Below are 22,617 nucleotides of genomic sequence, written 5' to 3' on the forward strand. Positions count from 1 at the left end.
CTTCCGATCGTCAGTCGTTTCACACAACAACATTAACGCGGAGACGTAAAAATGAAGAAAGAGGTTTGGAAAACCATTGGAATTGGACTTTCGGCAGCAGCCGGCACGTTGGCCACGCTGCCCGCGCACGCGCAATCGAGCGTGCAGATCTACGGTACCGCCGATGGCGGCGTCCGCTATCAGACCAATGCCGCGAAAGGCGGCGGCTCGGTGGTCACGATGAATTCGAACGGCTACTACAGTTCGAACAAACTCGGCTTTCTCGGCACCGAAGATCTGGGCGGCGGCTGGAACGCCCATTTCCGTCTGGAGAACGGCTTCAACCTCGGTAACGGGCAACTCGACAATACGACCAACACGCTGTTCAATCGTCAGTCGTATGTCGGTATCGGCAACACGCGCTTAGGCTCGATCGACCTTGGCCGCCAGTACACGATCTCGCACGACATCATCAGCATCTACGATCCGTTCGGGTTCCACTTCACGCCGATCCTGCCGTTGACGCTGGCCTCGGACGGCACCCGTAACAACAACGCGGTCAAATACACGAACAATTTCGGGCCGCTGCTGTTCGAAGCGGACAACTCGTTTGGCGGCGTACCCGGCAATTTCAGCAGCGGCGCGACGCGCTCCGTGGGCGTCAGCTATCAGATAGGTCCGGCGGGTATCGGCGGCGTGTATGGCCATCGCAACATCCTGAACGGCACGACCTATGTCGGCGACAGCTATTACCTGGTCGCCGCCGGCTACAAGATCGGCCCGGTACGGATCTCGGGCGGCTTCATGTCCGAGGATCAGCAGAATCCGACCACGCCGCATCAGGTGACGAACAATGCGTTCGGCGGCCTTGCGTGGACCATCACACCGGATGTGGTTTTCCGCGGCGGTTACTACCAGACGACCGTATCGAACGACAAGGCGAGCCGCCGTGGTCTGTCGATGGTTTCGCTTGCGTATCTGCTTTCCAAGCGCACCACGCTGTATAGCGCGGTCGATTACACGTCGTACAAACACGCGGTGGTCAGCACGCTCAACCCGACCGGCTCGTCCAGTCAGACAGCGGTGACCGTCGGTATCGACGTGCTGTTCTAACCTCACGCATACCCGCTGATGCGTTATTGCCGCGACGACGACGACGCGCGTCGTCGCGGCCCGCTACATCTTCTACCGCCCGATCTGCCGATCAGATGCCGGCCGCGCCCGACAGCGTTGCCTGAGCGAGCCGCTTGCGGTAAATGAAATACACGACCGAGATACCCACCAGCCACGGCACACCGACGATCCACGAGATATTCCAGAAGTCGGTATCGAGCCCCATCGTGATCAGAATCGCGCTCAGCAATGCGATGCCGGTGATCTGCGCTATCGGGAACAACGGCATGCGTACCGGCAGCTTGCGGCCCTGCCACGCGCGGCGGAAGCGCAGGTGCGTGACGAGAATCACGATCCACACGAAGATGCCGCCGAACAGCGCAATCCCGAACAGATAGTTGTACGCGAGAGGACTGAAGAACGACACCGCGGCGGCGGCCAGCACGCCGGCGCCCGAAATCAGCGTGGCGACGAGCGGCGTGCCGTTGGCCGACAGCGAGCCGAGCCAGCGCGGCGCATAGCCGCCGCGAGCCAGCGAGAACAGCGTACGCGACGACAGATAGATGTTGGTGTTCATGCTGGACAGCGCCGCCGTGATCACGACGAAGTTCATCAACGCCGCCGCGTGCGCGATACCGGCATGCGTGAACAGCTTCACGAACGGGCTTTGCTGCACCACCTTCGCACCGGCTTCGGTCCACGGCAGATAGGTGACCATGATGCCGAGCGCGAGAATATAAAAGAGCGTGAGACGCAGCACCATCGAGCGCAGCGCACTCGGAATCGCGCGCTGAGGATCCTGGGCTTCACCCGACGTCACCGCGACGATCTCGACCCCGTAGAACGAGAAGATCGCCATCAGCACGCCCATCCACACGCCGCTGAAACCGTGCGGCATGAAGCCGCCGGGCAGCCCCGTCAGATTGTGCATGCCGACCGGCGTACCGGTGCCGAGGCCGAACACCTTGGCGAGACCCACGACGATGAAGCCGAGGATCGCGACCACCTTGATCAGCGCGAACCAGTATTCGAACGAACCGAAGTTGGTCACCGAGCGGCAGTTCACATAGATGAGTGCAATGCCGAACGCGATCGACCACATCCAGACCGGCACGCCCGGAAACCAGAAGCTCATATACACGCCGACCGCGATGGCCTCGCCACCCACCGCGACCACTTCGATGATCCAGTACGTGTAGCGCACGACGAAGCCGGTCCAGCGGTTCAGGTACATCTCCGCGTAGGTGCCGAACGAGCCCGCCGTCGGATGCGCGACCGCCATCTCGGCGAGGCTGAACACCATGATCACCGCGATCAGCGCGGCGATCGCATAACTGATCAGCACACCGGGACCGGCATAGCCGATCGCAATGCCGCTGCCCATGAAAAGACCTGTACCGATTGCGCCGCCAATGCCGATCATGCCGATCTGCCGCTGGGTCAGCGCCTTGTTCAGGCCTTTTTCTCGCGAGGTGATGCTTGTCTCTTCCATTTTTTTATCCTGTCACGTTCTTATTGCGTCGATGGATCAGGCTGCGGGGAGCAATGCCGACAGATCGTCGAGTACTTCGCTTTGAGTGACCATGCCGGGCGACATGCGTACGGTGCTGCCGCGTGTATCGACCAGTACGCCGTGGCTTGCGAGCTTCGTCTCCAGCGCGTGCGGATCGACGTGCGCGGGCAAGTCGGCCATCACACTGCCGCCGCGCAACGCGTCTTCGCGCGGCGAACGCAGCCGGTAGCCCTTCGCATCGCACAGCGCGATCAGCTTGCGCGACAGCGCGAGATTGTGTTCGCGCATGCCTGCGGCCGCGGGTGAAAGTCGCCACGCGAGACCTGGACCGGAAGCAACGAACGGCAGAAACGACGGCGTGCCGCTGTCGAAGCGCCGTGCATCCGGCGCGAGTGCGAAACGGTCGAGATCCCAGTTGAATGGATCGGGCTGGCTGAACCAGCCTTGCACCATCGGCGTGAGTGCATGGTCGAGCAGTGACGAGTTCAGATACGCGAGCCCGGTGCCCGGTGCGCCGCACAACCACTTGAGCGTGGTGCTCGCAACGAAATCGACCGCGGGCGCGGTGACGTCGAAGTCGAGAATACCGGCGCCCTGCGTGATATCGACGGCAATCAGGCTGCCCTGCTCGCGGCCATGCCTGGCCAGACGCGCGACGTCGGCGCGCTTCGATGCCGTCGACGTGACCCACGTGATGATTGCAAGCGCAACGTCGTCCTGCCAGCGAGCGATGAATGCGTCGTCACTGATATACGCTTCGCCTTCCGCGAGCGGCACTGTGTCGAGCGTGAAGCCGAGCACCGGCGCGAGACCGCTCAGCATGTAATGCAGGCTCGGAAAGCAGTCCGCGGCGATCAGCACGCGCTTGCCGGCAAGACGGTTGCGCCCGAGTGCGCCGACGAAACGCGCGAACGCGTCGGTGACGTTCTCGGCGGCGAATACCGCATGCGCGGGCGCATTCACGAGCCGGGCCCATTGATCCAGCACCTCGCGACGTGCCGCGAGACCATAGTCCCAGCGTTGCAGATCGGGACGGCACCAGTTCGACGCGAAGGTGTCGAGCGCCGCGCGCACCGCCTCTTCCTGCCCCGGAAACATACCGACCGAGTGATAGAGCAGCCAGCCGGCACGCCGGGGATCTGCGGGAGAAATGCTCATGTTGCGTTTCCTTGTATCAGCGCGAGATGTTCGTCAAAGCGGTTCGTCAAAGCGGTTCGTCGACCCGCTCGTCAGAACATATGGCGCAGGCCGACGGCGACGCCGGTCTGGTTACTCTTGCCCGGCAACTCGGCAGTCGCGCCTCCGGAGACCTTGTTGTAGTCGACCGTCCCATACACCTGGGTGCTCTTCGACAGCGAGTATTCGGCGAGCAGCACGCCGGTGTAGCGCTTGCCGCTATTGTCGGCAAAGCCGTTGACGTTTTTCATGTCGTCGTAATAGAACGCGCCGGTGATCGCGAGAGCGGGCATTGCCTGCCATGTCGCGCCGGTGTAAAGCGTCATGTCGCGGCGTGGGTTGTCGACGAAGTTGCCACCCGTCACCGTGTTGGCATTCAGTGCGGAGTCGACGAAACCCGTCGCATCGCTGCCGCCCATATAGCCGACGAACAGCGTGGCCGGCCCGAAGTTGTATTTGCCGCCGAGGCCCCACATGCGCTGCACGTTGTTGTTCAGGTCGCGCGACTCCTGATACGTGCCGCCGAAGCTCGCCGGGCCGAGATCATACGACACGCGCGTACCCCAATACGAATCCTTGCTCATGCTGCCCGGCTGCTGACCGAAGCCGTAGGTCGCGCCAAGATGTAGGCCGCCGAATTGCCCCGCGTAGCTCGCGGTGTTGCTGATGCGGCCGATCGTCATGAAGAACGGCCACGAATTCGCGGTGTAATTGCCGACGGTCAGCGGATCGAAATCGCCGAAGAAGTTGAATGATTCAGTGCCCTGCCGGCCCAGCGTGAAGGTACCGAAGCGTCCCGACAGACCGACATACGCATAGCGGCCGAACAACGCATTCATATCGACCGCGCCCGTTTGCGGCTCGAAGCCGCTTTCAAGCCGGAACAGCGCCTTCAGTCCGCCACCCAGATCCTCCTCGCCCTTCAAGCCCCAACGACTATTGGTGATCGCGCCGTTGGTCAATTGCACCTGGTTGTCATTGGCGGCATTCGAATTCGTCGTAAAACGCACGCTCTGGTCGACGATGCCGTACAGCGTGACCGAACTCTGTGCGAACACGGTGCCCGTCAGGCCGATCCCCAAGGTTGCAATCGCGGCTTGTAGTTTTCGTTGCATGATTTTGTGTGTCCCCTCTGATATGGATGGCGGCTTGTCGACTAACGTGCGGCCAAAAGGAAGCCAGGCCGGGACAAGCGCCGGTCGTCGGTGCTGCTCAGGTGCTATGTAGATGCTGCGAAGGTGCTGCGTTAGAACTTGCGAATGAATTTTTCGAGCCGGTCCAATGCTTCGATCAGGCTCTCGTCGCCGCGCGCGTAGCACAGGCGAATCTGCTGCGCCGATTCCTCGCCGAACGCGGTGCCGGGTGCAAGCCCCACGCCGGCTTCGAGCACCGCGCGCTTGCAGAATTCGAGCGTGTCGGTCACACCCGCCACGCTGAACATCAGGTAGAACGACGCCGTGTTCGGCACCACCTGCACGCCGGACATCGCACGCAAACGTTCGAGCGCGATGCGCTGACCGCCGCGGCAACGCTCGACGAACGACTGCACGAACGGCTCGCCCTCATTCAGCGCCGCTGCCGCGCCGGCTTGCAGAAACGCCTGGCCGCCGCTGGTGTTGAACTGGATCAGCTTTTCGAAGGTGTCGAGCATGGCTCGCGGATAGACGAGCCAGCCCATGCGCCAGCCGGTCATCGCCCAGGCTTTGGAGAAACTGTTGATAACGAATACCGGGTCGTCGGGACTCGCGAATTCGAGCATCGACGGCGCGTACGGCCGGTCGTAGACGATGCGCTGATACACCTCGTCCGCGAGAATCGCGATGCCGCGCGCGCGGGCGAATTCGAGCAGCCGCTGCTGCTGTTCGCCTTCGAGCATCCAGCCGGTTGGATTACCCGGCGACGCGTAATAGATCGCGCGGGTGCGCGCGTCGCATGCATCGAAAAGACGCTGCAGATCGAGATGCCAGCCATCGTCGCCGTGAGAGAGCGGCACCGCGCGCACTTCGCCACCGGTGATCGTGATCGCGCGCAGGATGTTGGGCCACGACGGGGTCACGCAGACCACGTTGTCGCCGGGCTCGATGATCGCCTGCGCGACCAGCATCACCGCATTCATGCCGGAGCTGGTTGCAGCGATGCGCTCATCGGCGACCGTCACGTCGCACAGACGCGCGTAGTACGCGGCGATCGCATCGCGCAGCGCGGGAATACCGCGGTTCTGCGAGTAAAAGGTATGACCCGCGGCGAGCGCCGCGGCGGCGGCATCGCAAAAGGGCTTCGGTGTGGGCAGATCGCTTTCGCCGGCCCACAGGCCGATCACATCGCTGCGTCCGACGCCGAGGCGCCACACGTCGAGGATCGGCGAATCGGGCATGGTCAGGATCGCGTCTCTCGTCAGATTCATCGCGTCTCCAAGTCAGTTCGTTGCGTTCGTTGATGGGTCAGATTCGTTGCGGCTCGCCTGGCATGACGGCCGGCCGCACGGTTGGTACGAGCAGCCGTGACCGTGACGACACGGTCATGTATAGCCGCGCTCGCTGCCGCGTTCATAAGGCGCCGCAGGCGCGTTCACGCGCGGTCAGAAAGCCTTGTTTGACCATGTCGATATCGTTCGCGCTGACCGACATCCGATAGCCGTTGGCGAACGCCCGCCGCGCGGCGCCGGCCTCGCCGGTAAAGATGCCGCACGGCAATCCGTGTGTGCGCGCGACGTGCAGCACGCGCTCGCAATCGCGCTCGATAACTTCGGCATCGGCCGTGCCGCGCGACAGCGACAAATCGCCGGTACCGATGAACAGATAATCTACGCCGCTTACCGCGGCGATTTCGTCGATGCGCTCGATTCCTTGCACGGTTTCGATCAGCAAACCGATCGCCACTTCACGGTCCGCGGCGAGCATCGCGTCGACGCCAGCCAGCAGCGGCCGCACGCCGCCGGCGGAGCGGCTGCCGAATGGCGGATAGCGGCCTGCCGAAACGGCGCGGCGCGCATCGTCAACCGATTCGACCAGCGGCACGAGCACCGATGCCGCGCCGGCGTCGAGCGCATGCGCAATCGCCGCGTGCGAATTCTCCGCGCAGCGCACGATGACCGGCACACGTCCGCTCGCGGCTCCGACCGCCGCTTCGAGTTGCATCCGATCCCATAAGCCATGCTGCAGATCGAGCACGAGCGCGCCGGGTTTCGCGTGCGCGGCGAATTCAACGAGCGGCACACTGCCGAGCGCCAGCCAGATCAGATCGAGAGGCTGATTGCCGCGCAAAGCCGGCTTCAGCGAAGGGAACAGCATGTCGAACACTCCTGATGCCCTCGGTCGGCTTGCATGCCGCAAGCTGACTGACAGGGCCGTAAGTTTCTGAATTCAGTTTGTTAGTGAATTCACTTTATGGAGAAAATATTTAGATGTCAAGCATTGTGATAACGGTGTGGCGCTGCCGCGAAAACACGCGCTACGAACGTGAGTCTTTACAATTTTTACGCCTATTTATAGGGTTTATACTGAAAATTGACAAACGCTTGAGGCTCGCTCGGTTGTCAATCGAAAGCTGCCACCTGCGGACAGACCAGAACCCATCCGGTGTTTATGAATTCATAAACTGAATTCTGATGTTAAGCTGCCGGGCAACCGGCTGCCCCATTGCCGCAACCCTATTCCGCGCGGCCACCCACGGCCCTTGCCGACCACACGCCTCACGCTTGACGCCCCGCGCGAGCGCCGCATACGATGAGTCCCAATCAAACTTACGCCAACCCTTCACGCATGACCGATGACACCGCCAATCTGACGAAGCAGCCTCGACGTACCGCGCTGCGTCAGACCACCCTGACCGAGACGATCTATACGGAAATGCGCCGCCGGTTGCGGCATGGCGAAATCGGGCCGAACGACCGGGTCCTCGACTACGAAGTGGCCGACGAATTCGACTGCACGCGCATGCCGGTACGTCAGGTGCTGCTGCGGCTCGTCAGCGAGGGCTATCTGGTCGGCACCACGCGCGGCTTCGTCGTGCCGACGCTGACGAGCGGTGACGTACGCGAGATTTTCGAAGTGCGGCGCTTGCTCGAACCGAGTGCCGCGGCAAGCACGGCGGCGATTCTCGACGAGCGCGTCGACGATGTGCTCAAGCGTGCATTCCAGAAGGCGCGCAAAGCGTATGAGAAGAACGATGGCGATCTGATGATCGAGGCCAACATTGCGTTTCGCGATGCCTGGCTAGACGCGGTACAGAATTCACGGCTGCGGGTCACGATTCGCCGTTTCGCCGATCACGCGCAGCAGGTGCGTTTGCGAACGCTGAAGGACCACGCGACGCAGAAAATCGTCGTGGACGGTATGCAGGCAATGCTGAACGGCTTTCTCGAACGCGACCCGAAGCGGATCAAATCGGCGACTCAGGATTTCATCGCGAGCGCGGAACAGCGCTATTTCGCGCTGCTCGAAGGAGAGGAATGAATCACGCGGCGCTAATCGGCCGCATGATCGGCCGCGTGTAGCGTCTGCACTTGCGCGCGCCGCCAGTCAGCGGGAGTCATCCCCATGTGCTGCGTGAAAATGCGCCTGAACGCCGCCACCGATTGATAGCCGACGCTCTCCGCCACGGCATCGGTGGACACCCCCGGCCTTTTCAATTCGTTGGCGGCCAACGCCATTCGCACATCCGTCAATAGATCATTCGGCGACCGCCCGAGTTTGTCCTGGAAGTGGCGGATCAACGTCGCGCGCGACATGTTGCACAGTTCAGCCAGTTCGGACAGCGTCCATGGATGCGCGGGCTCGTTGAACATGACCGCCAGCGCGGGAGCGAGGCGCGGGTACCCAGCGATCGCGAGCAATCCCGTCGGCGTCCCGCCGCTTTTGCCGCTCTGTGCCGTTTCGCCGGCCACGCGCAACGCCAGCGCAAAAAGCGCCGCCGATAACGCATTCATCATCGCGTAGCCGCCCAGGTTGCCGGCATTGGACTCCGTGCGCATCAGCGCCACCAGACCTTCCAGTTGAGCTTGCGCGTCGCCGCGATGGGCATCTTCCGCCGAGGTGCGGACAACCAGCCGGGGCGGCAGATACGCGCGGATAAAGCGGTCGTGCGGCGGCGCCAGCACGATTCGGCCGCACAGCATGTCCAGACGCGGACCACTGCCTTTGTTTTCGCTAATGATCAGATTCAGTTCTTCGCGTTCCCGCACGCGCTTCGGCCGCGCGCCGCCGCCATCGTGAAGGATATGGGCCGAGCCGTGCGTGAGCATCACGATATCGCCCGCGCGAAGATTTTGCGGCTTGCCCGTGCCCGGCGTTTCTAGCACGGCCGAGCCGTTGAGGATGATGTGGTACGGCATCTCGCCCGCGGCCGAGTCCGTGTAGACGACTTGCCACGGCGCGCCATACGCGCATCGAAGTTCAAGCTGACCGCGCACGGTCATCATGCCGAGCAGACGGCTGAGCCAATCGAGTGGGGGCGACATGTCCAACCTCCGGGTCTAGCTCGGGGCATCTCGGGTCAATTTAAGGCTCAAGCTCAGGTTCGTTTCAGGCCCAAGCGCGACTGATACTTTTGAGCATATTCTTGGCAATTTTAAGTCTCAACAGGATCAATTCACAACTCTAAAGTGGAGGCTCCTAACCACCACCGAATGAGGTGAATCATGAGTCGCATCGCTATCCCCGCTGTTACTAACGCCACTGGCGCCACCGCCGACGTGTATGCACGCGTGCGCAAAATCGCCGGCGGCAGCGTGCCGAATCTGTTCGCGGCGCTCGGTCATCTCGCGCCCGCCACGTTGAACGCGGCGCTGGATGCGGAAGGCGCGCTCGCGTCCAGCAGCCTCAGCAAGCAGGATCTGGAAACCATCAAGCTGCTTGTCAGCGAGCAGACCGGCTGTGACTACTGTGTAGCCGCGCACGCGATGCTCGGCAAGATGACCGGCCTGTCGCCGGCCGCGCTCAAGCTGATCCGTGCGGGTGAGGCAACGGGCGACGCGCGACGCGATGCGCTGATCCACTTCGTGCTGGTGCTGCAGAACACTCGCGGCACGATCAGTGAAAGCGAATTCGCCGCGATTCGCGCCGCTGGTTATACCGACACCCAACTCGCCGAGATCTCGTTGACGATCGCGATGACCATCTTCACCAACACGTTCAATCGCATCAACGATACCGACGTCGACTTTCCGCCGGTCAAGTAACAGGTGTGTCGGCGAGCGCCGATGTTATGCGGCAACGCGCCGCCGCTCGTCGCTCGCCGTCGCGCATACGCGAGTTTTCAGGTCCATCGGTTCAATCAGCTTAAGCGGAGGATGTCATGTCGGAAGTGGAACAGTTCGATACATTGATTCTCGGTAGCGGCCAGGGCGGCAAGCTGCTCGCCTGGCATCTCGCCCGATCCGGGCAGCGCGTCGCCGTAGTCGAACGGCAATGGGTAGGCGGCTCGTGTCCCGCCGTCGCCTGTCTGCCGAGCAAGAATGAAATCTGGAGCGCGCGCGTTGCGCATCTGACCAGACACGCAGCCGATTTCGGCATGACGACGGGCCCCGTTGCCGTCGATATGGCGAAAGTCCGCGAGCGCAAGCGCGGGATGGTCGAAAGAGAAGCATCGTTTCATATCGATGCGTATGCATCGAGCGGCGCAGAGCTGATCATGGGCTCCGGCCGTTTCGTCGCGCCGAAGACGATCGAAGTGCAACTGAACGACGGCGGCTCGCGCATATTGAGCGGCAGCCAGGTCGTGGTGAATATCGGCACCCACGCGGCGATTCCGGATGTGCCGGGACTGCGCGCCGCGCAACCGCTCACTCATATCGGCGCGCTCGATCTCGACTACGCGCCGCCGCATCTGATCGTGCTCGGTGGCGGCTATATCGGCATCGAAATGGCGCAGGCTTATCGCCGCTTCGGTAGCCGCGTGACGATCGTCGAGCGCAATGCCCGCTTGATGGCGCGCGAAGACGCGGACGTCAGCGATGAAATGCTGCGCATTCTCCGCGCCGAGGGAATCGATGTTGCGCTGAATGCCGAAGTGATCAACGTCGAAGGCCGCTCGGGAACGCAGGTACATATCGCGTTGCGCACCGATTCTGGGGAGCAGACGATCGACGGCAGCGACATACTCGTCGCGTTGGGACGTATTCCGAACACCGCCGGCATCGGCCTGGAAGTCGCCGGCATCGACGTCGATGAACGCGGCTATATCCGCGTCAACGACCGTCTACAGGCTTCGGCGCCAGGCGTGTGGGCAATCGGCGAAGTAGCGGGCAGCCCGCAATTCACACATGTCTCGGTGGATGACTTCAGGATCGTGCGCGACAACATGGCCGGGGGCAACCGGTCGACCACCGACCGCCTGATTCCGTACACGCTTTTCACCGATCCGCCGCTCGCTCGAGTGGGCCTGAGCGAAAGCGATGCACAGCGCGCCGGCATTGCGGTTCGCGTCGCGACACTGCCGATGAGCAACGTGCTGCGCACCGAAGCAACCGACGAAACACACGGGTTCATGAAAGTGCTCGTCGGCGCGAACGATGATCGGATCGTCGGCTTCACGATGCTCGGCGCGGAGGCGGGTGAAGTGATGGCTGCGATGCAGACTGCGATGCTTGCGGAGCTTCCGTATCAGAAGCTTCGCGACGCGGTTATCTCGCACCTGACTTTTGCGGAGGGATTGGGGCCGTTGCTGGCGAGGGTGGCGGATAGGGTGATGCCGCAGGGGGTTGGGGGCTAATGGTTAGGTGATTAGCGGTTAGCTGGTGGCGTCGGGTCGCATTTGCCTGTTGCCGCGAAGTCCGTCAACGCGTTGGCGGACTTCGCTTTTTGCGGGACGCGAAGCGCACGCGGTGTGGCTCCGCTTGTTGAAGCCGAAGTGATCTCGACGCCCGACGAGTGGGAATACCCGTGGTGCGCCGCCTACGGGTATCTCCACAGCGATAGCAGTGCAAGTCTACGTACCAACCATCCGCGCATTACGAATCCAGGATCGCACGAACAGCTACTTTAGGGTTGAAAGATTCAGTCGTGCAGCCAGGTCCGGATGTGCTTCTCCAAGGCATCGAAGTGCCAACGCTCCAAGCCTGCGGGCCGACTCATCATCCAATGGAGTCTCCGGCCCTTCCGGAATGTCGATGAACATCGCCCGATCCAACGTTGATTGAATAGCGCGACGAGACACGTTGCTCATCTTGAGCGTATCGGTGTGGTCATCGTAGATAAAGACGACTGCAAGGTCCTGGACCATCAATAGCCTCTGCACTGGTTATATGTTTCAAAAGCGCGTTGTTCGCACGCGAAACGATCGCACGCAATCTCTTGTTGTTCGCTGACGCCGCATGCCGTGTGTGTCAAGGACGTCAAACCCTCTCCCCATCGGGGCGTCAGAATACTCGAAAAGAAGAGCCGACGTGTTGCCCAAACGAATCGCCACCAATATCCACTGCACCGATAACCGCCTCACTCCCGAGCGACAACCGCTCTGCGCATCACACCGCGACCCGATCCCTGCGCAACCACTACGCCAAGCAGCGCAACACCACCGCCCAGCACGTGATACAGATGCAAGGTCTCGCCGAGCGACACGATCGCGATCAGCGCAGTCGCGATCGGCAACACGTTCATAAAGAGCGCGCAGCGATTCGGCCCGAGATACTTGACGCCCTGCATCCACAGAAACGGCAACACGACCGACGCAAGCACGCCGGCATACAGAATCAGCGGTAGGCTCGCGCGCGTCGGCAATGCTTCAGCGGCGGGCAGACGCAGCAGCATCGGCAGCATGAATAGCAACGCGAAAAGTGCCTGAATATAGGTGGATTGCCACGTCGGCAGACCGACGTGCCAGCGTTTGAGCAGCACGCCATAAAGCGCGTATGCGAGCGCCGCGAAGATCATCAGCAGATCGCCCAGATGCACACCGTGGGCAAGCAGCATCGCGGGATTGCCCTGCGTAATCAGATAGACCACACCGAGCAACGACAGCACTCCGCCACCGATCATGCCCGAAGTCGGCGTTTCGCCGAGCAACAACGTACTCACGACCATCGTCATCAGCGGCACCAGCGCGGTGATGATCGACATGTTGGTCGCGGTCGTGGTCTTCGCCGCTTCGTACGACAGGCTTTGGAACAACGCCATCGCGAGAAAACCGAGCATCGCGAGCTTCGGCAATTGCGGCACGATCGCCGCGCGGTTGCGCCAGGCCGGCCTCAGCGTGAACACGCTCATCAACGCGACGGCCAGCAGCAAGCGGTAAAACGTGATCGCCGACGGGTCGATCGTGTGCGCGGACAGCTTAGACACGATCACGTTTCCCGCCCACAGCAGGATTGCCACAAACGGAAACAGGAAATACGATCTCTTCATCGGTTGCTCTGCCTTGCTATCGTTGGAACTGCCCGTTCGAAATCCAGCGGAAGAAGGCCCGGGGCAGATCGGAATGGCCTCGAAATGAAGTGCAATCGTGCGCCCGCGTCGCGGGTCTGTCTCACGCCAAAAAGTCGTTACCTGCCGAGAAACGGTCAATGAGCGGTCTAATGTTCGATGCAAGGTCTACCCACGTGCCCAGCAGGATGCTCGCGTTGATGCTTGTCTTCACACTCAACTACTCGTACGAATGAACACGCGAACCCATGCCAATGCACGCAGCGCCGGCGGCGTTCCAACCGCGCCTGGCGCCCATGTGCCATTCGAAAGCACACCGATGCCGGTCTCCGCGATGGCCGCGTGGTATCCGCACGGCACCGTGATCGCCGCGCACCGTCATCGTCGCGCGCAGTTGCTGTATGCGATTGAAGGCGTGATGCAGGTCGAGTCCGCGACCGGCTCGTGGGTCGTGCCGCCGACGCGCGGCGTATGGCTCGAACCGGAGATCGATCATTCGGTGCAAATGAGCGGCGACGTGAAGATGCGCACGGTGTTCGTCGAACCGGGCGCGGCCACGCATCTGCCGACGCGCAGTTGCGTGGTCGACGTGCATCCGCTGCTGCGCGAACTGATTCTGGCGGCAATCGACGTGCCGCCCGACTACGCAGCCGGTTCACGCGACGATCATCTGATGCAGTTGCTGCTCGCGGAGCTGAACGCGGTGCCGTTGCTGCCGCTGTATCTGCCGTGGCCGGCCGAGCGTCGGCTGCGCGATGTCTGCGACCGCCTGCTCGCCGCGCCGGACGACAAACGAACGATCGGCGAATGGGCACGCACGCTCGATGTATCGGAGAAGACTTTTCAGCGCTGGTTTCAGCGCGAAACCGGCATCACGTTCGGACGCTGGCGGCAGCAGGCACGCTTGCTGCTCGCGCTAAAGCGCCTCGCACATGGCGAGAAGATCATCGCGGTGGCGATGAATCACGGGTACGCGAGTCAGAGTGCGTTCGCCGCGATGTTCAAGCGGCATTTCGGCGTTGTGCCGTCGGCGTTTTATGCCTAGGTACAAGAGTACAAACTGAACGGCTCCTACGATCAAGCTCATTGCGCCCAACCTCAAGGAGCCTTATCGCAAGACAGGCGAAGCACAGCAAGAACAACGCGGCCGCTCAGCAAGCACTCGATCAGAATTTCGACGTGATGCCGATCGCCAAAGCCGTCTGATTTGCGCCAGGCAAGCCAACCGGCGCCGTGTTCTGCACACCCAGCGTCCCTTGCGAACTGTTGCGCGTATAGCCTGCATCGGCATACAACAGCGTTCGCTTCGACAGACTGTAATTCAGTGCGATCTTGAACAGATCACCGTTGCCGTGACTATTGCGTTCGTTCTGAAGGTGGATGTAGTCGCCAATGAAAGCGAGTGCGGGTGTCGCCTGATAGCGGGTGCCGAGCGTATAAAAGGTCTGATTGTCGCCGGTGGCCGGATCCTTGAAATTGACCAGCGCGAGGCTCGCCGTGACCGTACTGGCAAATTCATATTTGACACCGGCGGTGAACGCGCGCGACACGACCTTGTTCGTCAGTCCACTCGGGTCCTTCGCTGAGAAATACGAGCCGACGATAAGCAGATTGCCGGCCTGATAGTGCGCAAGTGCCGAATACAGACTGCGATTCTGGAAGTCACCCGCCGTGCCACCGAACGAATAGAGTGCGCTGGCAACGAAGCCGTGAATGTTGGGCGTTGTGTACCTCGCGGAGTTGTTGGCCCAGTAGAAGCCGGCGCCGGTCAGACCGCTGCGCGTTGCACTCAGATTCTGGTACGACAGATTGCTCAATGTACCGAAGTTGCCGAAGTTGGCGACATCAAGTAACGACAGGGAATCATGAAACGGAATCCAGTTCCTGCCGAGTTGAAGCCAGCCGTAGCCGGCATTCTTCAGTCCAACGGTAGAGCCTCGGTTGAAAAGAATCCCGCTATTGATGATCTGCCCGTTAGAGATAAAGAAGCCGTTCTCGAGCTTCATCGTGGCGAACCATCCCTGTCCGAGCGCTTCACTGGCGTCGAAACCGAACCGGCTGGCCTGCTCGGTACCCGCTCCGAAAGCCGTCACGCTGTGGCCGCCTGCATCGGCATTGGTCTTATACACCAGGCCGCCATCGACGATGCCGTACAACGTGACACTCGATTGGGCAAAAGCAGGCGAGACAGACAGCGTAAGCACGCATCCCGCGACAAGTCGCGCGCTGATGGGCGAGAGGCAACCGATCAATTTATTTTTGCAATTTCTCATATTTTTAAAATAGCTTTAGATATTGATATCTGGACGCATGCCAGATATTTATGGCATGACGTCTCAGCGCTTCTTTCCAATCGCAATACGGATATCGGTCGACGAGCTTGACCGGATACGCCAGGCCGCAATAAATCCCGCAGAGATTCAGAGCGCGAGTCGACCTCCCGCTCGATCCAGTCAAGGAGGCGGCTTTAGTCGTGTCTCGTTTTGGTGCTTTGCAGATTCATTGCGACCATTGACCACATGGAAAAAACATCTCCATGCGAGAACAATTGCATACAGCTCGAATACGGCTGCGGCGTTATTCAAACCGCCAGCCTGATTCGCTATCGGCGGTGGTGCCGCCGAAGCCTGCTCCGCGTGTGCCGGTCTCCATCACACCGCAGTGCCATCTATTTATTTTTATCGCTACTTCTACTAACCCGATTGCTGCCGCCTGATTAACGATGCGGCGATAACTCAATGACGGCGAATCAGCGGGATCATCATCACCGCGCCGACCATGCTGCCGATAACGATGACCAGAAGACCCGTGTTGAAGCTTCCCGTCGTGCTGACGATCCAGCCAATCAGAGCGGGCGCGAGTGCTCCCATCAGGTTGCTGAAGCCATTCTTCACGCCGATGCCTGCCGACGTGACCGAGACCGGAATGATGTCCATTGCAAGCGCGTACTGCGCCGGCAATCCCAAGCCCCAGCATCCGGCGCTCAGCGCGATCACCAGCGCGGCAGTGTGAGGTTCCTGAATCAGCGTGCCGATATAGAGCAAAATTCCGGCACCGGCGAGACCGATAAAGCAGAGAATCGCGCGGCGACCCAAACGGTCCGCAAGCAGCCCTGACAGGACTTCACCGATGAACATCAGAATGAACGGCAATGACGAATAGATGCCCATCTGCGCCAGATCAAAGTGCCGCACACGTGCGAGATACGTCGGTAACCAGCTATTGAGTCCCCACAGGTACATCAGAAGCCCGCAGCCATACGCGGTGACGAGCCAGAAGCGGTAATCCTTGAGAAACAGCCGGAGATCGACCTTCTCCTTTGCTTCGGTAGCGCCAGCGGCTTGCCGCGATTCTTCGCGATCGGCATAACGCGCACGGTCACGCGTCGTGAAGTAGATGAGCGGCGCCATGATAAACAGGCTCACCACGCCGAATATGTAGAACGATGCGCGCCAGCCATGCGCGTGAACCAGCCACAGCGTGAACGGAAAGCCCACGGCCGATCCGATCGGGCTGCCAACCATCCATATTGCGTTGGCACGACCGCGTTGATCCGGAGGAAACCAACGATGCACGATCTTCGCGATCAGCGAAAATTGCGGTCCTTCGGTAATTCCCAGCACGACGCGCCCGAGAATCAGCGCGCCATAGCTCTGCGCAGCGCCCATGCCGAGCATTACGACGCCCCAGATCACCGCCGACGCCGTGAGTGCCTTTCCGGGCTTGAATACGTCGCCAATGACACTGAGCACCACGGAGGAGATTCCGTATGCGATCAGAAATGCCGTCATCAGAAATCCCAGCTTCGTGGGATTGAAACCGACATGCAGGCTGTTATAAAAGTCCGGATTATTAAAAAGAGCCGCGACACTGATCCGGTCGAAGAATCCGACCAGAACCGAGCCGAACAGCACGAGCGCCACTACCCAGCGCATGCGTACCGAACGCCTGGCCGCTAGATGCAGCGGCTTGCTGATATCCGACATTGGAAGTCCTCTCAATCCATAACGCGTCAGCCGTGCTGACGCGACGTTATTCGTTAGACGCGGCCCTTTACGTTGCCTGGAGCGCTACCTGGATGCAGACGTACTTCGTTTCCAGATAGTCATCCATGCCGTATTTCGAGCCTTCGCGGCCGAACCCGCTTTCCTTGATGCCGCCGAACGGGCCGACTTCATTGGAAATCAGGCCGGTATTGATACCGACCATGCCGGTTTCGAGCGCACTGGCCATGCGGAAGAAACGCGACATGTCGTTCGTGTACACGTAGGAAGCAAGGCCGACTTCCGTATCGTTTGCCACGCGCACGGCTTCCTCTTCGGTCGAGAAGCGGAACACCGCGGCGAGCGGGCCGAACGTCTCTTCGTGCATCACGTTCATGTCGAGCGACACGCCGGTGATCAATGTCGGCTCGAAGAAATTGCCGCCGAGTGTCGAGCGCTGCCCGCCACATACGAGCGTTGCGCCCTTGCCTACCGCATCCGCCACGTGCTGTTCGACTTTCGCCACTGCCGACGCATCGATCAGCGGGCCCTGCGTGATGCCTTCGGTCGCGCCGTCACCGACGCGCAGCGCCTGCACCGCCGCTTTCAGCTTCGCCATGAACGTGTCGTAGATACCGGTCTGCACGAGGAAGCGATTGGTGCAGACGCAGGTCTGCCCCGTGTTGCGGAATTTCGAAGCGATTGCGCCCGCAACAGCCGCATCGACATCCGCGTCGTCGAATACGATGAACGGTGCATTGCCACCGAGTTCCATCGACAGCTTCTTGACGGTGGGTGCGCATTGCGCCATCAACAGCTTGCCGATTTCCGTCGAGCCCGTGAACGACAGCTTGCGCACCGTCGGGTTCTCGCACATTTCCGCGCCGATCTCGCGAGCCGAACCCGTGACGACGCTGAATACGCCAGACGGAATACCCGCTTCTTCAGCGAGCGCGGCCAGTGCAAGCGCGGTCAACGGTGTTTGCGACGCGGGCTTGAGCACCATCGTGCAGCCGGCCGCCAGCGCCGGGGCCACTTTGCGCGTGATCATCGCCGCCGGGAAATTCCACGGCGTGATCGCGGCGCACACGCCAACCGGCTGCTTCAGCACCATGATCTTTTGCGAAGCATTCGGACTTTCGAGCATGTCGCCTTCGATGCGCTTGCCCTGTTCGGCAAACCATTCGATGAACGATGCCGCGTAAGCGATCTCACCGCGCGACTCCTGTAGCGGCTTGCCCTGCTCCGCTGTCATGATCCGGGCCAGATCTTCCTGGTTCATCATCACGAGGTCGAACCAGCGGCGCAGCACCACTGCCCGCTCTTTCGCACTGCGGTTGCGCCACGCGATGCCGGCGATTTCCGCGGCGGCAATCGCCATGCGCGTCTGTTCGCGGCCGACCGACGGCACAGTGGCGATGGGCACGCCGGTCGCCTTGTTGGTCACCGTGATCACGGCGCCGTCTTCCGCTTCATGCCACGCGCCGGCAATCCATGCCTGCGTGCGCAGCAGCGTCGGATCCATCAGCGAAGGCCGGACAAAAGAATCCATCATGTCGTCCTCTTTACTGAATGGCTTGCGACTTGCGCACGCTATCGAGCAGCGACGAGCGCATCAGGAAAGCGTGTTGACGCGCCGGATCGTTCTGGATTTCGACGAGGTCATCCAGATTCTTCGCGCGCACCGCCGGGTCTTTCTCTTCCAGCCGCTTCTTGTTCGCGATGGTCTGTTGCTGCACGAACTCGATATTCATCGTGCGACGGCGGCGCTCGAAACGATCCAGCAACGGATCATTCGCGTCAGTTGCCTGCGCAAGCGTGTTGGCGATTTCCAGCGCGTCATGAATGCCGCAGTTCAGGCCCAGGCCACCGATCGGATTGTTTACGTGACTTGAATCGCCCGCGAGGAAGATACGGCCCTTGCGGAACGATGCGGCAACGCGCTGATGCACGCGATAGATATTCTTGTGCAGCAGTTCGTATTCTTCGTCGCACCGGAAGATACCGTTCAGACGCCGTTGCGCTGCCTCGTCGCTCATGATCACTTCTTCGGGCACATCGACCGGCGCGGGAAACACGGCGCGCCAGCGGCCTTTCATATCGTCGCCCGCAACCTTGAACAGATTGCACCACTCGTCCGCGCCCGCGAAATACGCACGGTACGAGCTGCCCAGCGCCTTTTCGAAATCGAACGAGGTCGTCAGCACGAGGAACTGCTCCGGCCACGTGTAGCCTTCGAATTCGATATTCAGGCTCTTGCGCACGGTGCTGCGCCCGCCGTCGGTACCGACGAGGAAATGACCGCTCAGCTTCTCCTGCACACCGTCGCGTTCGACCGTCACCGTCACGCCATTGGCGTCCTGCTCCGCGGCGGCAACCGACGTACCGCGCAGTACCGTCACGTTCGGATAACTCTTCAGCTTCGCTTCGATGATCCTGACCAGCTTGTGCTGCTCGGTCTGCACGACAAACGGAAACTGCGTGTCGTTGCGCAGCAAGTCGTGATCGAAGCGTGCGATCTTGCGGCTCTGATCGCGATCCCAGAAATCGAAGTAGCGCGCGGTCAGACCCGCCGCGATGAATTCGTCGATCACGCCGATGCTCGCGAGCATTTCGAGCGTGGACGCATGCGTGGTCGCGGCGCGCGGGTTCGTATCGACCTGCGCGTCGGCTTCGACCACCGTTACGTTGAAATCGCGCTGCGCGAGCGCGAGCGCCGTCACCATGCCGACGGGACCACCGCCGGCAACGATCACATCTTTCTGTACGTTCATTAAATAGGCTCTTTACTTTTTGCTGACGAGCTTAGTGCTTGGGTGCGGCGAAATCCTGCATCACGGTCGACTTCACGACGCGCACCGTCTTCTCGGAGGCCGGCGTATTGCGGCTGCGGCCGACGAAACGCGGCACGCCATCGGTGATCACGGCGGCGACCGCGGCGATGTCGCCGTTCGCGAGTGCATCGAGCGCGGTACGTTGCGTACCGCCGACACACGCGTCGAGAATCACGACGTCCGCATCCTTGCCGACCTGCAGGAAGCCGGAGTTGATGCCGTACGTACGCGCGTTGTTACCGGTTGCCGCGCAGATTGCGGTTTCCGGAGCCATCTTGCGGCCGAGGCTCGCCAGATGCGTGATCGTGTACATCATGCCGAGCGGCATGATGCCGCTGCCGGTCGGTGTGTCGGTCGCGATCAGATAGCGGTCGAACTGGTCGGCATCGACGGTCATATCCGCCAGTCTCAGCAGCGTGCGCAGATTGCCGGCGGTACAGACCTGCATCGCGATCGTGCTTTCGTGCAGGATGCGCGGGAAATCGTCGTCCGGCATCGCAACCGGTCCGCCATTGATATGGAACGACACGTGCGGTTGCATCTTCAACAGGTGATCGGCCCAGATGCCCGACGAGCCCGGAATCGACGAGCCGCCCGTGTGGACCGTCGTGACCATCCCGTACTTCTTCGCCCAACCAATCATTTCGGCGTAATCGAACGGCGTCTTCACGCCGCCGAAGCCGGCCTTCGCGAGCCATACGCCCTGCGAAGCCACATCGCGCAGATCGTCTTCGGTGAGGCCCGGTTCGAGAATGATCGAACCGGCAAAAACACGCATGCCGCCCGGACGATATTCCTTGAAGCAACGTTGCGCCGCGACTGCGAGGGCCTTGACGCCTTGCGGATCGGTCGGACGGCCCGGCACGTGAACTTCAGACGCCGTGATCGATGTGGTCGTGCCGCCGTGCAGATAGCTTTCGAGGAAGCCAACCGTCTTTTGACGCGGCGTGTAATCCCCGAACGTGTTGTGCACCTGCGAATCGATGAGGCCCGGAATGGCGGTCGCGCCATCCGCGTCGATCACGACATCGGCGCTGTTCAGATCTGCGTCCGACAGCGTGCCGATCTTCTCGATCTTGCCGTCCGCCATCAGGATGCCGTCACCTTTCGCGAAAGGCTCGCGCCATTCACCGGTCACGATGGTCTTGAGGTTTACGATTGCGGTCTTCATACGTGCTTTATCTCCACTGCAGATGATTAATAGAGGCCGTCTTCGCCCTTGACATCCTCGGCTCGCAGGCCGCCGACGCGCGCGCCGATACGGCCACGATTCGCGACCACGAACATCACGGCGATTTCGTCGGGCTTCGGACCTTCGGGGATGGCGACGGTCATGCCGTCGTAGTGCGAGCGCACATAGAGTGCTTCGCTGTGGGCCATCGGCACGTCGAGCGAAGCGCCGACCGCCGCGACTTTCACGCGCGACTGGAACCAGGCCTTGCCTCCGCCCACTGCCTCGCGCAATGGCTCGGCGTAGACGCTCGTCAGCAGCGCGGCGGCGTGTTCTTCCTCACCGGACACGCCGACCAGCGCGCCCTTGCCGTAGCTCTGGATCTTGTACGGAGCCATCGTTTCGACAGCGAGTTTCGCAAGTTGCTCACCGATTGCCGCGCTCCCCTCGGTCAATGCGGACAGATCCTCGACTTCCTGCCCCGCGTACGGATTCTTGAGAACCGCAACCACGGCGACCTTGCGCAACGGCTCTTCGCCCGCGTACTTGCCGCTCGGAATGTGATTCTCGATGAACGTGTGAATACCCTTGACCTGCAACTCCATGCTGACTGACTCCGTGGTTGAAATCTCGCTGCGGATTGCAACGAGTTTTGTCTCACTCTACGATTGTCGTACAATGATAGTCAAGCATTTATCAAAATGAACTCAGCCACCTAGAGTAAACCCCGACAAAATAAATCTGGCAGTGCTGTAGAACTTTGCCGGGGCCGAGAATCAACCCTTCCACATGGAGTTAGACATGACCGCTGTGCTGTTCTCTGAAATGACACCCGCCCCGGAATGGGAAGGCGAATTCAACGACTGGTACAACACCGAGCACATTCCGCTGCGCATGCGCGCGCCGGGATTTACGAGCGCGCAGCGCTATCGCGCGAATGAAGGTCCCGCCTATCTGGCGGTGTATGAAATGGACACGGCCGGCGCGCTGAAGACGCCGGAATACCAGTCGATCAAGGGGCAGCCGAGCGAGCTGACGAAACGCATGCTCGGCGACGTCAGCGGTTTCACGCGCTACATCGGCAATGAAAGTGGGCGCTGGGAAAAGCCTGAATCGGCGTCGATCAACGCAGCGGTGCTGTATGCAGTGTTTTTTGAAGTACCGGCCGATCGCGCGGACGATTTCGATCGCTGGTACACCGAAGATCACATTCCGTTGCTGATGAAATGCAATGACTGGCTGATGGTGCGGCGCTTCGACATCATCGATGGCGAGCCGGGCAAGTACACGCATCTGGCGCTGCACTACCTCGCGTCGACCGACGCGCTATCGTCGCCGGAACGCGAAGCCGCGCGCGCTACGCCGTGGCGCGCGAAGCTGGCCGCGGAAAGCTGGTTCAAGGGGCACTACGTGGTGTTCGACCGTCTCGGCGCGCGGTTCCAGGCGGCTGCCTGATCAGCGCCTTGATCTGTTGCTCGACCGCCGCATT

20 protein-coding genes are annotated in these 22,617 nt (G+C 61.0%); 6 read left to right on the forward strand and 14 right to left on the reverse strand.

Going from position 1 to position 22,617, the window contains the following annotated elements:
• Positions 1 to 51: 51 nt before the first annotated feature.
• The gene (locus L0U82_RS39090; protein WP_233839177.1) at positions 52 to 1,092 is read left to right on the forward strand and encodes a porin; all 1,041 of its coding nucleotides are present in this window, start codon (positions 52 to 54) and stop codon (positions 1,090 to 1,092) included.
• Positions 1,093 to 1,183: 91 nt separating this feature from the next.
• On the opposite strand, the gene L0U82_RS39095 is transcribed toward L0U82_RS39090, so the two are convergent.
• From L0U82_RS39095 to L0U82_RS39115, 5 genes are all read right to left on the reverse strand, one after another.
• Positions 1,184 to 2,584 (reverse strand): amino acid permease, encoded by a 1,401-nt coding sequence (locus L0U82_RS39095; RefSeq protein ID WP_233839178.1) that lies wholly within the window; start codon positions 2,582 to 2,584, stop codon positions 1,184 to 1,186.
• 36 nt (positions 2,585 to 2,620) lie between these two features.
• On the reverse strand, positions 2,621 to 3,763 hold the full coding sequence (locus L0U82_RS39100; RefSeq protein ID WP_233839179.1) for an aminotransferase class V-fold PLP-dependent enzyme: 1,143 nt from the start codon (positions 3,761 to 3,763) through the stop codon (positions 2,621 to 2,623).
• A 71-nt stretch (positions 3,764 to 3,834) separates the two neighbouring features.
• Entirely contained in the window at positions 3,835 to 4,896 is a 1,062-nt protein-coding gene (locus tag L0U82_RS39105; RefSeq protein ID WP_233839180.1) for a porin, read from the reverse strand.
• Positions 4,897 to 5,027: 131 nt separating this feature from the next.
• Positions 5,028 to 6,185 (reverse strand): pyridoxal phosphate-dependent aminotransferase, encoded by a 1,158-nt coding sequence (locus L0U82_RS39110; protein WP_233839181.1) that lies wholly within the window; start codon positions 6,183 to 6,185, stop codon positions 5,028 to 5,030.
• A gap of 142 nt (positions 6,186 to 6,327) precedes the next feature.
• A complete protein-coding gene (locus tag L0U82_RS39115) occupies positions 6,328 to 7,071 on the reverse strand; it encodes an HpcH/HpaI aldolase family protein (protein ID WP_233839182.1) in 744 nt (247 codons plus the stop codon).
• Positions 7,072 to 7,542: 471 nt separating this feature from the next.
• On the opposite strand from L0U82_RS39115, the gene L0U82_RS39120 reads away from it, so the two are divergent.
• Entirely contained in the window at positions 7,543 to 8,235 is a 693-nt protein-coding gene (locus L0U82_RS39120) for a GntR family transcriptional regulator (RefSeq protein WP_233839183.1), read from the forward strand.
• Positions 8,236 to 8,246: 11 nt separating this feature from the next.
• On the opposite strand, the gene L0U82_RS39125 is transcribed toward L0U82_RS39120, so the two are convergent.
• The gene (locus tag L0U82_RS39125; RefSeq protein ID WP_233839184.1) at positions 8,247 to 9,239 is read right to left on the reverse strand and encodes a cupin domain-containing protein; all 993 of its coding nucleotides are present in this window, start codon (positions 9,237 to 9,239) and stop codon (positions 8,247 to 8,249) included.
• A gap of 180 nt (positions 9,240 to 9,419) precedes the next feature.
• Between L0U82_RS39125 and L0U82_RS39130 the strand changes: the two genes are divergently transcribed.
• The gene (locus L0U82_RS39130; protein ID WP_233839185.1) at positions 9,420 to 9,959 is read left to right on the forward strand and encodes a carboxymuconolactone decarboxylase family protein; all 540 of its coding nucleotides are present in this window, start codon (positions 9,420 to 9,422) and stop codon (positions 9,957 to 9,959) included.
• 116 nt (positions 9,960 to 10,075) lie between these two features.
• Positions 10,076 to 11,491, forward strand: coding sequence for an FAD-dependent oxidoreductase (locus L0U82_RS39135; protein WP_233839186.1), 1,416 nt, complete (start codon positions 10,076 to 10,078; stop codon positions 11,489 to 11,491).
• A gap of 264 nt (positions 11,492 to 11,755) precedes the next feature.
• Here the strand turns inward: L0U82_RS39135 and L0U82_RS39140 are convergent, their stop codons facing one another.
• A complete protein-coding gene (locus L0U82_RS39140) occupies positions 11,756 to 12,001 on the reverse strand; it encodes a hypothetical protein (RefSeq protein WP_233839187.1) in 246 nt (81 codons plus the stop codon).
• Positions 12,002 to 12,213: 212 nt separating this feature from the next.
• A complete protein-coding gene (locus L0U82_RS39145; RefSeq protein ID WP_233839188.1) occupies positions 12,214 to 13,122 on the reverse strand; it encodes a DMT family transporter in 909 nt (302 codons plus the stop codon).
• Between the two features lie 250 nt (positions 13,123 to 13,372).
• Here L0U82_RS39145 and L0U82_RS39150 point away from each other — a divergent pair, with 250 nt between their 5' ends.
• Complete coding sequence (locus tag L0U82_RS39150; RefSeq protein ID WP_442793724.1) at positions 13,373 to 14,185, forward strand: AraC family transcriptional regulator; 813 nt, start codon at positions 13,373 to 13,375, stop codon at positions 14,183 to 14,185.
• A 121-nt stretch (positions 14,186 to 14,306) separates the two neighbouring features.
• On the opposite strand, the gene L0U82_RS39155 is transcribed toward L0U82_RS39150, so the two are convergent.
• The 6 genes from L0U82_RS39155 to L0U82_RS39180 all read right to left on the reverse strand — a co-directional run bounded on the left by L0U82_RS39155 (position 14,307) and on the right by L0U82_RS39180 (position 21,733).
• Entirely contained in the window at positions 14,307 to 15,344 is a 1,038-nt protein-coding gene (locus L0U82_RS39155) for a porin (RefSeq protein ID WP_233839189.1), read from the reverse strand.
• A 531-nt stretch (positions 15,345 to 15,875) separates the two neighbouring features.
• Positions 15,876 to 17,126, reverse strand: a complete 1,251-nt coding sequence (locus tag L0U82_RS39160) for an MFS transporter (protein WP_233839190.1) — start codon at positions 17,124 to 17,126, stop codon at positions 15,876 to 15,878.
• Positions 17,127 to 17,193: 67 nt separating this feature from the next.
• The gene (locus L0U82_RS39165; protein WP_233839191.1) at positions 17,194 to 18,678 is read right to left on the reverse strand and encodes an NAD-dependent succinate-semialdehyde dehydrogenase; all 1,485 of its coding nucleotides are present in this window, start codon (positions 18,676 to 18,678) and stop codon (positions 17,194 to 17,196) included.
• Positions 18,679 to 18,688: 10 nt separating this feature from the next.
• A complete protein-coding gene (locus tag L0U82_RS39170) occupies positions 18,689 to 19,897 on the reverse strand; it encodes an FAD-dependent oxidoreductase (protein ID WP_233839192.1) in 1,209 nt (402 codons plus the stop codon).
• A gap of 31 nt (positions 19,898 to 19,928) precedes the next feature.
• Positions 19,929 to 21,128 carry an amidohydrolase family protein gene (locus tag L0U82_RS39175; protein WP_233839193.1) on the reverse strand — a complete coding sequence of 400 codons (1,200 nt, stop codon included), beginning with the start codon at positions 21,126 to 21,128 and terminating at the stop codon, positions 19,929 to 19,931.
• Between the two features lie 26 nt (positions 21,129 to 21,154).
• Positions 21,155 to 21,733 (reverse strand): amino acid synthesis family protein, encoded by a 579-nt coding sequence (locus L0U82_RS39180; RefSeq protein ID WP_233839194.1) that lies wholly within the window; start codon positions 21,731 to 21,733, stop codon positions 21,155 to 21,157.
• A gap of 196 nt (positions 21,734 to 21,929) precedes the next feature.
• On the opposite strand from L0U82_RS39180, the gene L0U82_RS39185 reads away from it, so the two are divergent.
• Positions 21,930 to 22,583, forward strand: a complete 654-nt coding sequence (locus tag L0U82_RS39185) for a DUF4286 family protein (protein WP_233839195.1) — start codon at positions 21,930 to 21,932, stop codon at positions 22,581 to 22,583.
• The last annotated feature ends 34 nt before the right edge of the window (positions 22,584 to 22,617 follow it).

It is taken from the genome of Paraburkholderia sp. ZP32-5 (assembly GCF_021390495.1).
GTDB lineage: Bacteria > Pseudomonadota > Gammaproteobacteria > Burkholderiales > Burkholderiaceae > Paraburkholderia.

Coding starts and splice junctions, on each gene's coding strand:
- L0U82_RS39130 (WP_233839185.1), top strand. CDS start 9,420: ATGAGTCGCATCGCTATCCCCGCTGTTACTAACGCCACTGGCGCCACC.
- L0U82_RS39100 (WP_233839179.1), bottom strand. CDS start 3,763: ATGAGCATTTCTCCCGCAGATCCCCGGCGTGCCGGCTGGCTGCTCTAT.
- L0U82_RS39090 (WP_233839177.1), top strand. CDS start 52: ATGAAGAAAGAGGTTTGGAAAACCATTGGAATTGGACTTTCGGCAGCA.
- L0U82_RS39115 (WP_233839182.1), bottom strand. CDS start 7,071: ATGCTGTTCCCTTCGCTGAAGCCGGCTTTGCGCGGCAATCAGCCTCTC.
- L0U82_RS39140 (WP_233839187.1), bottom strand. CDS start 12,001: ATGGTCCAGGACCTTGCAGTCGTCTTTATCTACGATGACCACACCGAT.
- L0U82_RS39150 (WP_442793724.1), top strand. CDS start 13,373: ATGAACACGCGAACCCATGCCAATGCACGCAGCGCCGGCGGCGTTCCA.
- L0U82_RS39185 (WP_233839195.1), top strand. CDS start 21,930: ATGACCGCTGTGCTGTTCTCTGAAATGACACCCGCCCCGGAATGGGAA.
- L0U82_RS39170 (WP_233839192.1), bottom strand. CDS start 19,897: ATGAACGTACAGAAAGATGTGATCGTTGCCGGCGGTGGTCCCGTCGGC.
- L0U82_RS39160 (WP_233839190.1), bottom strand. CDS start 17,126: ATGTCGGATATCAGCAAGCCGCTGCATCTAGCGGCCAGGCGTTCGGTA.
- L0U82_RS39175 (WP_233839193.1), bottom strand. CDS start 21,128: ATGAAGACCGCAATCGTAAACCTCAAGACCATCGTGACCGGTGAATGG.
- L0U82_RS39095 (WP_233839178.1), bottom strand. CDS start 2,584: ATGGAAGAGACAAGCATCACCTCGCGAGAAAAAGGCCTGAACAAGGCG.
- L0U82_RS39105 (WP_233839180.1), bottom strand. CDS start 4,896: ATGCAACGAAAACTACAAGCCGCGATTGCAACCTTGGGGATCGGCCTG.
- L0U82_RS39180 (WP_233839194.1), bottom strand. CDS start 21,733: ATGGAGTTGCAGGTCAAGGGTATTCACACGTTCATCGAGAATCACATT.
- L0U82_RS39135 (WP_233839186.1), top strand. CDS start 10,076: ATGTCGGAAGTGGAACAGTTCGATACATTGATTCTCGGTAGCGGCCAG.
- L0U82_RS39145 (WP_233839188.1), bottom strand. CDS start 13,122: ATGAAGAGATCGTATTTCCTGTTTCCGTTTGTGGCAATCCTGCTGTGG.
- L0U82_RS39125 (WP_233839184.1), bottom strand. CDS start 9,239: ATGTCGCCCCCACTCGATTGGCTCAGCCGTCTGCTCGGCATGATGACC.
- L0U82_RS39165 (WP_233839191.1), bottom strand. CDS start 18,678: ATGATGGATTCTTTTGTCCGGCCTTCGCTGATGGATCCGACGCTGCTG.
- L0U82_RS39110 (WP_233839181.1), bottom strand. CDS start 6,185: ATGAATCTGACGAGAGACGCGATCCTGACCATGCCCGATTCGCCGATC.
- L0U82_RS39120 (WP_233839183.1), top strand. CDS start 7,543: ATGACCGATGACACCGCCAATCTGACGAAGCAGCCTCGACGTACCGCG.